Raw genomic sequence first — 13401 nt, forward strand, 5'->3', positions numbered from 1 at the left:
CTCCCCGTTCACGGGGAGAGGATGCCGGCAGGCAGGTGAGGGGCGGCGCCTGCCTCGCGAAGGTTTACGCCGCCCCTCATCCGTCACTTCGTGACACCTTCTCCCCGTAAACGGGGAGAAGGAAGCCTGGCCCCTCACCTAAACTCGAAAATCGACCGGAAGATGCCGGGGGCGATGACGGACAGCGGGTTGACGTCGAGCACCGGCCTGTTGGCGTTGCCGCGCAGCCGGAAGGTGACGCCGATCAGGCCGCGGTCGCGGCCATTGCCGAGCAGCGCGCCGACCAGCGGCAATTCGCCGAAGATGCGGTTCAGGCCATAGATCGGCATGAAGGTGCCGGTCATATCCATGTCGTTGTTCTGATCGTAGAGCGTGCCCTGGAAGGTGGTGCCGATGGTCGGCCCGCGCAGCAGGCCGTTCTTCAGCTTCAGGTAGCCGGCGCCCTTCTCGACCTCCGAATAGCCACGCTCGAAGCTGACGCGCGAGGTATCGATATTGCCCTTGACGGCCTGGTTGAGGCTGCGGGTATCGTTGGCCGGCCTGGTCGACACGATGGAGGCGAGCTTCGGCTCATTCACGACGAGGAAATCGCGGGCGTCGATCGTTCCCGTCAACGGTCCCTTGCCGCTGCCGGACAAGGCCAGCGCGATCGCCCCGCCCTGCATGTGCTCATAGATGTCGAGGAAACGCAGCACCGCGCCCGCATCGGCCGACTTCATCGACAGCGACCGGCCCTGCCCGCCCGTATCGCTGACGGTGAACGCGGCTCCCGCGCTCGTCGTCGCATTCGCCTGCAGGCCGGCCGCCTTGCCGGCGGCGGTGCTGTAGCTCAGCGTCAGGTTGGACAGCTTCTCGTCGTGGAAGCCGGTCAGCGAACCGACATTGGCGCTCACGGTAATGGGGTCCGAGCCGGCGCCGGTGCTCGCGGTGCCGCTGTCGGACATGAACTGCTTGATCAGCGGGCGCGCATCCAGCGCATCGCCGTCGATGCTGACCGCATAGCCCTTGGCCGAATGCTTGACCGAAACGGCGACGTCGTCGCCGCGGTTGAGCCGCACGCGGTCGAAATCGGCCGAGACGAGGTGACCGCCGCTAAGCACGACCTTGCCGTCCAACTGGAAGGATTTGCCGGACAGGTCGAAGTCCGACAGCGTGGTGGTGGCGCCGGTGTCCTTCATCGTGAAGGTCACGTCGGCGGGCACGGACGCGCCCTTGCTCCAGCCGGCCCAGGGAATCATCAGTTTGGCGGCCGTCAGGTCGGCCGAGACGGCCTGGCTGCCGTCGTCGTTCTTGTCCAGCGCGACCTTCACCGTGCCGGAAAGCAGCGTGGAAAGGCCGGGCATGACGGCGTTGCGGGTCTTGTCGTCGATCACCAGCAGGACCTTGCGGCTGCGCGGCGGCCCACTGTCTTCCAGTGGCTCGGTGATGTCGATCTCGGCCGGGATGCCGTTCAGCTTCGCATCGGCCTCGACCAGCGCCTTGTCGGGATCGACGACGATGGTGCCGTCGGCTTCCGTCACCATCTGGCCGTCCACGGGCTTGGCCAGCGCGAGGTCCCGATAGTCGAGCGACACCAGGAAGCCCAACTTGCTGGTGTCGACGCCGTGCTGCAGGGGGATATCGGCCTTGACGTTGCCCTTGACCGTGCCGGACAGGTCCTCCGGCATCATGCCGACATGGCGCATGGCGTTGATCGGCTCGTAGGAGGCGAGTTCGGCGATGGCCGGCGCATCGCCCTCGACGTCGATGTCGAGCGCGCCGACGACGGGCGGCTCGTTGGCGTTGCGCACCTTGAGGATGCCGTTGGAGGCGGCGACGACACGGCCGCTCGGCATGTAGACGCTGCCCGAATCCAGTGTGATGTCGACGCTGTTGCCATGGAACTCGACCGCGCCGACGGCATCGCGCACGGGCGGGATCGTGCCGGCGGTGTCGAAGCGGGAGCCGTCGATGCGAAAACGCCCGAACACCTCGTCGGGTCCGAGCGGCACGCCATTGCCGGCGCGGCCCGGCGCGACGTGATATTGCACGTTGCCGTCGACCACCCGGCCGCCGAACAGGTTCTGCAGCACCCAGGTGCGGGCACCATGGGCGGAGAACCATGGCCAGAGCTGCTTGACGTGCGAGACCGGCATGTCGTGCACGCTGAGATCCAGCGACACGCCGGGCGCCTCGCCGGCGACGAAGGCGACGGCGGCATCGCCGCGCACTTCGCCGACCGGGCCGGAGCGCAGCGCGATGGTGTCGGCGACCAGCTTGCGGCTTTCGATCCGGTACTCGCCGGCGACGCGGGCAAGGAAAGCGAGCGCCGGTTCGGGCGAATCCTCCGGCGCCAAAGTCGAGCCGTCGCTGGTGAAATCGTAGCGGTAGGACGGCTCTTCCCCGCCGGTCGCGGTATCCCTCGGCTTAGGTCCGATCGAGCCAACGAAATTGTATGTCGAGCGCCAGGTCTTCACCAGCAAACGGTCGATCGAGATCTTGTTGGTGCCCGATATCAGGCTGCCGTCGAGCGAGATGTCGCCGTCGATCACGCCGTGCTTGCCCAGGTCCAGCGCGCCGTCGGCGAGCGACAGCGAGGCCGCCAGACGGGAATCGGCGTCATCGCTGCCTTCTGAACCGGTCAGGTGCAGGGCAAGCTCGCCCAGCCTGCCGCCGGACATGGCCTTGTCCTGCGTGCGGCCTGCCGGCGGCGCCAAGGTGACGTCCAGGCTCAGGTCGTCGATATGGGACGTGGCCGGATCGCGCATGGCGGCGGCCTTGAGGGCAAGCGCACGGCCGTCGACGGCCGCTTCGGCGACGACGTTCATCTTGCCCGGCCCGCTCTGGGAGACGATAGCGGAGGCGACATGGACGGTCTGCACGCCCGCCCCGGCCGGCAAGGCGAACTCGACATCAGTCAGCCCGATCTCGCGCAGGGAGTCCCGGCGAACGGCGCCGAGCGCTTCGCGCACCGCGTCGAACACGGCGGCCGACACCTTGTCCGGATCGAGCAACCCGTCGGCATTGCGCAAATGCGCGGCCCAGTCGCCATCGCCCGCAGGCATGGCGTCGAGCGAGATATGCGCGTCGGCTATGCGTGCACTGGTCAGGTGCACCTCCCCCGACAGCAGGGGAAGGAAGCGGACGCCGAAGCGCATGGAAGCGGCGTCGACCATCGGCTTCCCATCGGCAGTCTTCAGGCTGACGTCGCCGACCTCGAGCGCCAGGAAGCTGGAACCGTCCAGCGTGATGCGCGCAGGCCCAAGCGCCATGTTCACGTCGATGCCGGCAAGGTCCTCGATGGCTTTCTCAGCCGTCGCGCGCAATCGCTCGGAGCCGATGCCTGAGGCGCCGATAACGTAGACGGCGAGCGCCACGACGACGGCCAGCATGACCGCGCCGAAGGCGATCCTGGCCAGGATGCGGAACCCACGGCCTATCGCCGCCTGCCCGAGCGGAGGCACCATGCATGCCGACGGCATGGCGCCAAGGTCGGTTATCTCATGGCGCCGGAACCTGATCTTTTCGTGCCGTGGCAGCTCCTGATCCACGCAATCTTCCGTTTTGCGAACTCGATCGTGGACGAATCCCCGTTCGACACTATATCGGTGGCGCCATGCCCCGTAACCTTAAAGTCCAGTAACCTCAAACAAGGCTCCCGGCATGGCTGATCTCGACGTGGGCGACATGGCGCCCGATTTCGATCTTCCGCGCGACGGCGGTGGCTCGCTGCGGCTTTCCGGCTTCCGCGGCAGGCCCGTCGTCCTCTACTTCTACCCGCAGGACGACACGACAAGCTGCACCGCCGAATCGATCGACTTTTCGCGGCTCAGGCCGGAATTCGAGAAGGCCGGCGCGGCGGTCATCGGCCTCTCCCCCGACAGCACCAAGAAACATGACAAATTCAAGGCCAAGCACGGCCTCGGCGTTGATCTGGTGGCCGACGAGGAGCGAAAAGTCATCGAAGCCTACGGCCTGTGGGTCGAAAAGCAGATGTACGGCCGCCGCTACATGGGCGTCGAACGCACAACCTTCCTGATCGGGAAGGACGGCCGCATCGCCCGGGTCTGGCGAAAGGTGCGGGTGAAGGGCCATGCGGAAGCCGTCCTGGAAGCGGTGAGAAGCCTGCTCTCCTGAGCCGGCAGGACCGACACCGGCGCGGCCACCTTCGACGGCCATGCGGAAAAGCTTTGTTAACCCTAACAATGTTTAAATCGGGCTCGTCGTCGGCATAGCAACAAGAGCCTGCTCCCGTGAACGCAACCGGTCAGTCCGCAGTCTTCGGCAAGCGCAAGGAACCGCACACCGTCATCATCGCTCATGGCGATGAGATCCGTCACTTCACGGTGCGGCCGTGGATGGCGGCCGTGATCGGCTCGGCCTTCGCCGCCGTCGCGATCGGCTACCTGCTGGCCACCAGCTACCTCGTACTGCGCGACGACCTGATCGGCGCGGCCACCGCGCGCCAGGCACGCATGCAGCAGGCCTATGAGGATCGCATCTCGGCGTTGCGCTCGCAGGTCGACCGCATCACCAGCCGTCAGTTGCTCGACCAGCAGCTGATGGAAACGAAAGTCAGCGAGTTGCTGGAGCGCCAGACGCAACTCAGCCAGCGCCATGGACGGCTGGATTCGGTGATCGAACGGGCCGAGAAGGAAGTCGGCGCCAAACTACCCGACGCGGCCCCGGCCCCGCAGCAGAAGCCGGACGTGCGCGCCGAGATCGGCGCCCCCGCCGATGGTGGGGCCGCCACCGTCTCGCTGGCCAGCCTCGGCGCGGCCGACACGAAACCGTTCTCGTTGTGGTCGACCCGCACCGACATCAAGGCCGACGATTCCTCGGCCGACCGGGCCGACAAACTCTTCGTCGCCATCAACCAGTCGCTGCGCAGCATCGAGAACGAGCAACTGGATCGCGTAAGCCGGCTGGCCGACACCGCCTACGAGAACGCCGACGCCATCAAGGATGCGCTCGCCAGCGCCGGCCTGCCGGTGGACAGCAACTTCGGCAAGGACGAGACCGACGTCGGCGGGCCGCTGATCCCGCTCGACAAGGCCGCGATCTTCGACAGCAAGGTCAAGGAACTGGACGAGGCGCTGGATGCGCTGGACCACCTCAAGTCCGAAGCGCGGCGCCTGCCGCTGGCCAATCCGGCGCCGGGGCATGTGGTGACCAGCCCGTTCGGCGTGCGCACCGATCCGATCCTCGGCACGGCGGCGCTGCATTCGGGCATGGACTTTCGCGCCCCGAGGGGCATGCCGGCGCGCACGACGGCTGCAGGCGTGGTGACGCGCGCCGGCTGGGCCGGCGGCTATGGCCGCATGGTCGAGATCGACCACGGCAACGGCTTCGCCACACGCTACGGGCATCTCAGCAAGATCCTTGTGGCGGTCGGGCAGAAGCTCAAGGCCGGCGACGAGGTCGGCGAGACAGGGTCGAGCGGCCGCTCCACCGGCCCGCACCTGCACTACGAGGTGCGCCACAACGGCGAGGCGGTCAATCCGCTGCGCTTCCTCGCCGTCGGCAAGAAGGTGCAGAAGTACCTCTGATTTCGTCTGCGGTCGGCACGACTTGCAGAACGCACCGCCGGTCGCCGACATCGACACGAATCGGCTTCAGGAACTTTGAAACCTGCCGACGAAAAGGTCTGAATTGACGGGATGCGGCTTACGCTAAGCCTTTGAAAGAATGGCGCGAGTGACGGGGCTCGAACCCGCGACCTCCGGCGTGACAGGCCGAATGGAAAGCGTTTCCTCTCAAGCACTTCAAAGTTTTCCACCGGATTTGATAGGGTGTGGACAAACCGGGAAACTTTGAACCCATGCGCACCCGCCGCGATGCCCGCTTCATCCTCTGGTGCTGTGTATTTTGGGCAGTGGTGATGCTGGCGGCGCTGCCGTTTGGTGCGATTGCGAGATGGATGGGCTGGCTATAATCCGCTTGCGAACGAAATAGGAACATGCTTGCCTATCCCGCCTGGGGCGACCTTTCAACGGAGGCCGCTATGGCAAGACACAAACGCATGAAGCAGATCACCGACATGGAGCGGTTTGCCAAAGACGCCCATGCCATCAGCATTATCTATAGCCAATACGGCTTTGAATTGCAGACGAACGGCTCGCATTACAAGGCCGTACGAAAGGCTGAGAATGCGCTATGGGATCTTGTGCGCGAAGTGACCGGCAAGGATGAAATGCCTTGGGCGCGCGGGCCGCTGTACATTTCGCCTACTGGCGAGCCGCAGCCGTTCTAACGCACGATGGGTAAGGCGATCCACGCCAACCAGGCCGCGCGCTAGCTGGTTGCAGCGCCGTTCTCTCGAACGAACACTCCATCTTCCTTTGCCGCAGCAATGAACGCGTCTCGCGCGGCGTCGGATGCTTTGCGCTGCTTCAGCACGGCCATGATGGCCTGTAGCGCTTCCCGATGCTTCGCACCACGCTTTTCAGGTCATTTGTGGAGGAGGAAATCGGCGGCCTGTCCGATGCGCGTCATGGTCAGGAAATGACCGGGGGCATCGGTCTCGACCGTCAGAGGCACGTCAAACTGAACATCGCGCATAGGCGTACTCGCTACTGAGGCGACTCGAACGGCGGTAGAGGAGATTCGTTCCAAACGAAAAGGCTCGCCCAAGGTGTCCGGAGGGCGAGCCTTGCTCCAATGCTGCGAAGGGGAGGCTGGCACGGGAGCAAGCCAACAACCACCAGATCGAAGATTTGTTCCTGAAACGCAAAAAGCCCGCCCCGGCGAACCGGAGCGGGCGAACCTGTGCAGAAATTGCACGAGTTAGGTTAGGGCGCAAAGCCACCCTTGATCATGAAGCCGACGACGGCGACGACGATCCCCGTTACGACCATCCACATGATGCGCGACAGGCCTTCGGAGATTTTGTCGACCTTCTTGCCAACAGCGTCGATCTTGTCGTCCATTCGCTTCCACCGTTCATCATGACGCGCTGAATCGATATCGCGCTGCGTTCGCCACGCCTCCAGCGTCGTAAGCCGCTGGCCGTTTGCCGCGATGCCTTGCTCAAGGGCAACCACGCGCCCGCGCAGATCGGTTTCCATGTCCGCTGCCTTTTCCAATCGTCCAGCCCCTGTCCTAATGCTGCATGCTGATGGTTGCCACTATTTCCAGCATCCGGCATTTCTGCCGTGCCGGTTGTGAGAGGCGATGTCCTGCCCGGCCGACACGTCATTGCCCGCCAGGTAGACCGCCGTCGTGGGTTTGACCGTGATCCTCTGCCAGCCGGCGCAGCTCGGCGGCGCAGTCGTCTGGCATCCCGCCAAGCTCAACGCACAGAGCGCCAGGATTGAGAGCTTCGACAGCCTCGTTTTCATCGGTTCGATCCTTGTAGGCTTGGGTGACAGCTTCCAGCGCGGCCACAGCGGCTTGCTGGCGGCCGGCGTGAGCGCCGTAGAGATAGGCAGGGCCAGAGGCGACAAGCGCGCCCAGTGCCGCCCCTGCCCCGACCTTGAGCCAGTCCAGAAGGCCGAACATCAGCACGACCTCCAGACGCCATCGGTGAGCCAGCCGTGCCAGTGGCCGACATGATGAACGGATGGCGTCAGGGTCGGCTTGTCATGCGATCCGTTCCACTGCCACGATGGACTATCGGACGGCTTAAAGCCGTTGCCGACGAGCAGATTGGATTGGTGGCCGCAACCGCACGGGCAGACATACGACATGTATTGCTCGCCATCCTCGTCTGGGAACGGCGAGAAACTGACACTGCCGGGAATCTTGCGCTCCACCAATTCCTTCCAGCCGTCGAGATGAACGGCGGCGACCGGCTGCGTCTTGACCTCGCCCACCGCCTCAGCCCTCCACCGCGCCGCGTATATCCTGCACGGCGGCGATGATCTGCCGGCGCAGCAGGATCACGACGACGAGGCCGCCCAGCGACAGCCCGCCAATGGCAAGGATGGTCTGCCAGTCGGCACCGAGCAGGCCGGCCAGCCCCGCCCCGCCCGCGCCAAGGAACGACGTGATGCCGCCCCACAGGTTGGTCTTCTTCTTGACCTCACTCTCGATCCGCTCTGGCACAACCGGAGTGTCGACCGGCACCGGCACCTGCACCTCGATCCTCGGCTGGCCCTCAGCATGGCGCTTGGCAACCTCGGCCAGCGCCGCCTTCACCTGAGACACGGAAACGCCTGCGTTCTGGCCGGCGTAATGGCCCTTGCCGTCGGGCTTCGGGATCGAGGCCCATTCCTGCGCCAGGTTGCGGATGAGCGTGTCGAGCGACAGGCGGCCGGCCAGCCATTTGTCGATCCCGCGCTGGCCGAGCAGGTAACAGGTGTCCTCATCCTGCCCGGCCGCGTCGAACAGTTCCTTGCCGGTTCGGCCAAGGTCTTCATCGATCGCTCGCCGAGTGGTGCGGATTTCCTGAAATCGTCCGACTGCCGAGCTGCGCAGCTTGCGATTGTCAGGATCCTTGAGCATTCGGCTCTGGAGCTTATCGACCTGTTCGCGCGTCATTGAAACGAGGTCGACGGTCGGCCCTTTGCCCTTGGTCACACGGCCGTCGAGCATCATGCCGTAGCCCAGCGTCTCGTTGTAGCCGCGACCCTTGTCGGTTCCTTCGCTCTTGCCGATCAGGTCGAGCATGGGGCGGTAAACATAGTATTTGTCGCGCGCAGCAGCAGTCGCCGCGCCGGTGGGCACGTTCGTCATGGTGGTGGTCCTTTTGGTTAAATTGTCGGGATTGCAGCAACCGGCCGTTGATGGCCGGATGCTACTGAGTTGCCATGGTGGACAACGTCTACAAGTTCCGTCGTATCAAGCACGGCGCGCCGGCTAGGATGCGGACCCTTCCTCAGAGCTCCGGGCGTCGAGGTGCCGGGAGGCTGATTATTCCCGTCGTACTTCTTGCCGCTGGCGGTTTTGGCTACTTCGGCGATGACATTCTGCATGCAGCGCCGTCGCCCTCGAAACTGTTCGGCGTAGGCTGCGACATCAAAGGCAACATTTCGATCGATACCGGCGAGCACATCTACCATGTGCCTGGCCAAGAGCACTACGACGATACGCGCATTCGACGGGAATACGGCGAGCGGTGGTTTTGCTCCGAGGCCGATGCTCGCGCAGCGGGATGGCGCAAGGCGAAGCGGTAGGATTGTCAGTTCGGCAAATCGCGGCCTATCGTGATGGCGCCGGGGTCGGGAGTGGCATGCAATGCGGAACTGGAGAAACGATCAGACCCTTATCGCCTTTGTCATAGCGGTGATCGGTTTAGCTTTTTGGGCTCGGTTCTACGTCCACTAGAGCCGCTTCGGCCTTGGCGTCCGGCAAGGGCCGGCGTATGGTCGGGGTCGCTAGAACCCCAAAGCCTCTGGCATCCCTCGCCCGGCCACGAGCCCCCTCTATGGCCGGGCCTTTTCTTTGTCGATTCTAAGTGAAGCAGGTAACAATACTTATGCTTGCAAAATATCGATTTGCGCGCTAACTAATTTGTCGGTCGTTGGGGTGCGATTGATGTCAAATGCATTATTCCCAGCTTTGCTGGGCATTATGGCGGGTGTTGGTTTCTTGCTCGTAGAATTAGATGGCGGTTGGCTCGGCTGGTCAATCTACGCCGTAGGCTTGGGAAGCACTCTTTACTCGGTGGCCACGTCCTGACCGAAATGGAACCTCGTTTTCGCGATGGCTACAATCGCCATGACCGTGATCGGGATGAGAACCGCGAATGATCCATGTGGGGATGCTCCGATTTTCAGGTTTTCAGGCTGGGGCCACCCGGCGAGGTGGGTTGAGTTTTTCAGGCGATGGCGCGAAAGGGACGCGCTGGCTCAACCATAGGGGCACCACATGATAGTGCGAGATCCGTTGCGGCTATGGATAGCGAAAAATATTCACCTGTTGATGTTTTTAGGTATCTATTTCGCGACAGTAGTTGCGGGGAATCTCCTGTATGCCAGTCCTTGGGGCCACGCTATTCTAGACCGCATCAATTATCCGACAGAATTCCTTGCGTTCGATTACGTATTCACGGCGGGATTTTGGCTACTTTTGCTCTGCCCCTTCGCGATTGCTCCTCTTGTCGTGACACTAGTGAAGAGGTTCGCGGAGCGTCCGATGGCCGCGATTTCCTCCGCCCTGCCCGAGTTCCGCCGCATCGATTACCTTGTCATTGCAGGCGCCTTATTCGTCTACCTCGCATATTCGTTTTACACGGCGGACGCAATTTCACTTATGATGAGAGGGACCGATGATGCTAGCGCCGTCAATGCGCGCTTCGAACTGCGCAGTCGCATCGGATTCCCTGCGCTGGCAATTCTTCAGTCCCTTTTGGTCTATCTGTCAATTTATGCACTCGTCCGCGCGCTGCGTTCCGGTGAATGGTTCTGGCGAGGCGCAAGTGTCGTCAGCATCGGAGGGGTGGCCACCTTCTTGCTACTGCTCAACATGAAGTGGCCCATTGTTCTATTCTTTGGATCGCTGGTCCTTGCGTTCTTCATATACGGACGAAAAACAAGGATCGTTTATGTCGTCTTTGCGATGGGGACGGCTGGTGTCGTCTTGGCCTACCTAGTGGTGTCGATGTTCATTTTCCGCACAGGCTTGGTTTCGGATGGAGAGACGCGAGCTAGTTATTTCATGAGAATTGCACAAACCTCACTGCAGTTTGCCCCCGATCTCGCGCTCGCGGCAGTGAACCGAATGGCAGTGTCATATCCCTATTATTACGAGACCTTTACTGAAGACGGGCAGGTCTGTGGGGGATTACTAGAGCAGGCTAGACGCGGTCCCGTCTGCCGACCCAGCACATACATTTACACGCGAATCTTTGGCGATGATGGATGGCGCGGAACAGGGACATCCCCTGCCGCCGTTCATATCTCTGGATACGCAATCGGCGGCTGGCCCCTTGCATTTGTCGGTATCGTTCTTGCGTCCGTTGTGCTCGGGCTATTTGCCAGTCTGCCGATCGATAAAAGCGCAACAGTCGGGGCGACCGTGATCGTCGGAGCCTTGGCCGGATACCACTTTTCGCAGATACCCGGCGAAGGCGTTTTCATCTACGATCACGGACTGCTGTGGGCTTTCCTGATGGTTGTCGCGTATGCCTTGTGGCGATGGTCGCAGAGCAAAATCAGGTTGCCCGCATAACATCGTTGCGGTTGTTGCCAACTACCGCGACCATCGGAACCGAAAGCAGCACGCCTGATGTTGTGCCGCCGATGCACTTGAATGAAAGCGTCAAAGTAGTCGCGCCGTCATCGACCCGAAGCAGAACGCTCTTGGTCTTCCACACATCGGATGCTGTGATGTCTTCCGTGATCGATCCGTCGTGATCGTTATGGGTCGTCACACCATCGCTGATGTTTAACTGGATCCCAGCGGCCACTTCCAGCACCTGATAGTTGAAGCCGAACCAGACATAGCGGGCCTTTTCTTTGACCCAAATTGAGGATGCGCGACGTCTGGCGGCGTGCTACAACTTCCCCGGGTTTGGGTGAGGTGAAAATGTTGTTCAGCATCTGGAAAGCAGCGCACTATCTGCTGTTATTTTTAATGTTCGGTTATCTGGCATTCGGCATAGGTAAACTCATCGCCCCGCTGTTCTGGCGCTAGGGAGTCAACCACGGATTGCAGCGCATCGGCGGCCGGGTGTTTTTGGTGGCGGTCATATTGTCGGACCGGGTGTCAGCTTGTAGGTTGCGCGCACAGGAGCGCGTTTGGGTGGCTGCACTGTGACGATTCAGGATATCTTGGACGCGGCGCCCATCGTTTTGGTGGTCGTGGTGGTTGTTTTGCTTACGGTCTTGTTAGTGAGAAACTCACCGATTGATTTATGCATCGATAGCGCCGACTATATTTCCTACTGCTATCGCTGACGTGGATATTCACAATGTTTCAGAGAACGATTGGCGTCTCTGCTCATACCCGTTCATCCACCAGATCAGCTGACGCCAGGATGCTTTTGCTTCCTGTTAGCGCAGCGGCCCTGACAATCCCGCTCGCCCTGTTTCAGGTGATGGGGTACGATATCAACCCGGCCTTCCTTCTCGCTCCCATCATCCCGTGGGCCTATCTAGCCAGTTACGAGACCCGAACGAATTTACCGTTCGCCGTGTCATGTGCGCTGGGGGTCGCATCCATACTAATCGCGAATTCCATTGAACCGGATGATCGTTTGGTTCGAAACCTGCTATCGCTGATCCTGCTTTTGTTCCCGGCCAGTTTCTTTTTTCTAGGGCGCTACCTTGTCCAAGATATAAAGAAGGGAGTCTTTTGGTTGGCGGTGTTCTCGGCTATTTTTGTTATACCGCTCGCGCTACGCCTCATAATAGTTGGTCAAGCAGTTCGTGCTGTGACGGTTGAAGGCTACGCATTCCTCAACGTTCAGTTTTTCGGCCTCCCTGTATTCGCGGCCTTTGGCGTCAACGCCCTAGCTCATCTGCTTTGTATTCAGACGACCATCTTATCCGGCGCGCTTTTTTCGCCAGACACCGCACGACCGTTCCGCGCGCTATTTTTCGTGGCCATGGCATCTGCCCTCTTCCTTGTCATCGGTAGCGACGCTAGGAGCGCGGTGCTTTATCTGATCGCAATGTTCATCGGCATGGCGGCCTACGCCATCTGGAAACGACAGCACGCCAAAGCCATTTTTTTGCCTGTCGCAGCTCTCGCGGTTGCCATTCTTGCGCACGAGATGAACGACCCATCGAACACCCGCGTTGTTCAATTCTTATCAACGATATTCGACATGGTAAAAGGTAAAGGCTCTACCCCGGAAAAGCAGCGTATAGATGACATTTCCACCGGCAGACTCACTCTATGGACAGAGGCAACATCAGAAATCGTGGAAAGCCCAATTGTCGGAACTGGTTTCTCGCAATGGGGACGCTATTCTCCAGCGCCGATCGAGGTGACGCCCAATAGCGGAACGCACATCTATTACCTAACCTACCTTTGGAAGGGCGGCCTTCTGTTCGCCATTCCGTTTACGATATTCCTCGCGGCGGCGGCGTGGAACTCCTTCCGAATAAGGCGCTGGGCTTCTTCACCAGAAGGAGCGTTTACCGGACTTGCGGTCCTTCTCTCCTTCTGCTGGCTGGCTATAACCTATGACACGCCGAACGTTCCGAGCGCTGGAGCCCTAGCGTTCTTTTTACTTGGTGCGCTTAATCCCATAGCAAATCAGTTCCCCGTCAACTCTCTGCGTTCTAGCCACGCGGCTCCGTAGCGCCAGCCAGCAAGAGTGTACTTGCTACCAGCGGTGCCTACTTCGGATCCGTCAGAGCACCAGGCGATCTGGCCGAATGACGGAGAAGGCCAGCGAGAACCCAATGTGGCCTGCTGCCGGTTTCGTGGACACCGAGATAAGGTGTTTAACGGAACTGGAGAGTTGGAATGCAGAGAAGGAAGTTCAGCCGCGAGTTCAAGCTCGAGGCGGTGAGACTGGTGAAGGATCGG

At 61.3% G+C, this 13401-nt stretch carries 13 protein-coding genes and 1 pseudogene; 7 read left to right on the forward strand and 7 right to left on the reverse strand.

Going from position 1 to position 13401, the window contains the following annotated elements; genetic code table 11:
• Window positions 1-134 precede the first annotated feature (134 nt).
• Window positions 135-3530, reverse strand: a complete 3396-nt coding sequence (locus tag E6C48_RS20970) for a DUF3971 domain-containing protein (protein WP_136360141.1) — start codon at window positions 3528-3530, stop codon at window positions 135-137.
• A gap of 112 nt (window positions 3531-3642) precedes the next feature.
• On the opposite strand from E6C48_RS20970, the gene E6C48_RS20975 reads away from it, so the two are divergent.
• From E6C48_RS20975 to E6C48_RS20990, 3 genes are all read left to right on the forward strand, one after another.
• Window positions 3643-4116, forward strand: a complete 474-nt coding sequence (locus E6C48_RS20975; protein ID WP_136360142.1) for a peroxiredoxin — start codon at window positions 3643-3645, stop codon at window positions 4114-4116.
• A 116-nt stretch (window positions 4117-4232) separates the two neighbouring features.
• Entirely contained in the window at window positions 4233-5528 is a 1296-nt protein-coding gene (locus tag E6C48_RS20980) for a M23 family metallopeptidase (RefSeq protein ID WP_136360143.1), read from the forward strand.
• Between the two features lie 410 nt (window positions 5529-5938).
• Complete coding sequence (locus tag E6C48_RS20990) at window positions 5939-6232, forward strand: hypothetical protein (protein WP_136360144.1); 294 nt, start codon at window positions 5939-5941, stop codon at window positions 6230-6232.
• Between the two features lie 41 nt (window positions 6233-6273).
• On the opposite strand, the pseudogene E6C48_RS23205 reads toward E6C48_RS20990, so the two are convergent.
• The 5 genes and pseudogenes from E6C48_RS23205 to E6C48_RS21015 all read right to left on the reverse strand — a co-directional run.
• Window positions 6274-6417, reverse strand: a pseudogene (locus E6C48_RS23205) (DUF982 domain-containing protein); the annotation flags it as partial.
• A gap of 353 nt (window positions 6418-6770) precedes the next feature.
• Entirely contained in the window at window positions 6771-7046 is a 276-nt protein-coding gene (locus tag E6C48_RS21000; protein WP_136360145.1) for a hypothetical protein, read from the reverse strand.
• Between the two features lie 127 nt (window positions 7047-7173).
• Window positions 7174-7479, reverse strand: a complete 306-nt coding sequence (locus E6C48_RS21005) for a hypothetical protein (protein ID WP_136360146.1) — start codon at window positions 7477-7479, stop codon at window positions 7174-7176.
• On the reverse strand, window positions 7479-7793 hold the full coding sequence (locus tag E6C48_RS21010) for a DUF6527 family protein (RefSeq protein ID WP_136360147.1): 315 nt from the start codon (window positions 7791-7793) through the stop codon (window positions 7479-7481). Before E6C48_RS21010 ends, E6C48_RS21005 begins: the two co-directional genes overlap by 1 nt.
• A gap of 4 nt (window positions 7794-7797) precedes the next feature.
• Window positions 7798-8655 (reverse strand): lysozyme family protein, encoded by an 858-nt coding sequence (locus E6C48_RS21015; RefSeq protein ID WP_136360148.1) that lies wholly within the window; start codon window positions 8653-8655, stop codon window positions 7798-7800.
• Window positions 8656-8729: 74 nt separating this feature from the next.
• Between E6C48_RS21015 and E6C48_RS21020 the strand changes: the two genes are divergently transcribed.
• Both E6C48_RS21020 and E6C48_RS21025 read left to right on the forward strand, forming a co-directional pair.
• Window positions 8730-9095 (forward strand): sunset domain-containing protein, encoded by a 366-nt coding sequence (locus tag E6C48_RS21020; RefSeq protein ID WP_230978896.1) that lies wholly within the window; start codon window positions 8730-8732, stop codon window positions 9093-9095.
• A 694-nt stretch (window positions 9096-9789) separates the two neighbouring features.
• Window positions 9790-11091, forward strand: coding sequence for a hypothetical protein (locus tag E6C48_RS21025; RefSeq protein WP_136360149.1), 1302 nt, complete (start codon window positions 9790-9792; stop codon window positions 11089-11091).
• Here E6C48_RS21025 and E6C48_RS21030 read toward each other — a convergent pair.
• Complete coding sequence (locus E6C48_RS21030; protein ID WP_136360150.1) at window positions 11075-11329, reverse strand: hypothetical protein; 255 nt, start codon at window positions 11327-11329, stop codon at window positions 11075-11077. The two genes, E6C48_RS21025 and E6C48_RS21030, sit on opposite strands and share 17 nt — an antisense overlap.
• Before the next feature lie 65 nt (window positions 11330-11394).
• Between E6C48_RS21030 and E6C48_RS22670 the strand changes: the two genes are divergently transcribed.
• Both E6C48_RS22670 and E6C48_RS21035 read left to right on the forward strand, forming a co-directional pair.
• Window positions 11395-11556, forward strand: coding sequence for a hypothetical protein (locus tag E6C48_RS22670; protein WP_168734609.1), 162 nt, complete (start codon window positions 11395-11397; stop codon window positions 11554-11556).
• Between the two features lie 277 nt (window positions 11557-11833).
• Window positions 11834-13171 (forward strand): O-antigen ligase family protein, encoded by a 1338-nt coding sequence (locus tag E6C48_RS21035; protein ID WP_136360151.1) that lies wholly within the window; start codon window positions 11834-11836, stop codon window positions 13169-13171.
• The last annotated feature ends 230 nt before the right edge of the window (window positions 13172-13401 follow it).

The sequence above is a fragment of the Ollibium composti genome, assembly GCF_004801285.1.
GTDB classification, from domain to species: Bacteria; Pseudomonadota; Alphaproteobacteria; order Rhizobiales; family Rhizobiaceae; genus Mesorhizobium; species Mesorhizobium composti.

Excerpts from the sequence above, each read along its gene's own strand:
- E6C48_RS20990 (WP_136360144.1), top strand. The coding sequence starts at position 5,939 with ATGCTTGCCTATCCCGCCTGGGGCGACCTTTCAACGGAGGCCGCTATG.
- E6C48_RS21000 (WP_136360145.1), bottom strand. The coding sequence starts at position 7,046 with ATGGAAACCGATCTGCGCGGGCGCGTGGTTGCCCTTGAGCAAGGCATC.
- E6C48_RS22670 (WP_168734609.1), top strand. The coding sequence starts at position 11,395 with ATGCGCGACGTCTGGCGGCGTGCTACAACTTCCCCGGGTTTGGGTGAG.
- E6C48_RS21015 (WP_136360148.1), bottom strand. The coding sequence starts at position 8,655 with ATGACGAACGTGCCCACCGGCGCGGCGACTGCTGCTGCGCGCGACAAA.
- E6C48_RS21020 (WP_230978896.1), top strand. The coding sequence starts at position 8,730 with ATGGTGGACAACGTCTACAAGTTCCGTCGTATCAAGCACGGCGCGCCG.
- E6C48_RS21025 (WP_136360149.1), top strand. The coding sequence starts at position 9,790 with ATGATAGTGCGAGATCCGTTGCGGCTATGGATAGCGAAAAATATTCAC.
- E6C48_RS21005 (WP_136360146.1), bottom strand. The coding sequence starts at position 7,479 with ATGTTCGGCCTTCTGGACTGGCTCAAGGTCGGGGCAGGGGCGGCACTG.
- E6C48_RS21035 (WP_136360151.1), top strand. The coding sequence starts at position 11,834 with ATGTTTCAGAGAACGATTGGCGTCTCTGCTCATACCCGTTCATCCACC.
- E6C48_RS20975 (WP_136360142.1), top strand. The coding sequence starts at position 3,643 with ATGGCTGATCTCGACGTGGGCGACATGGCGCCCGATTTCGATCTTCCG.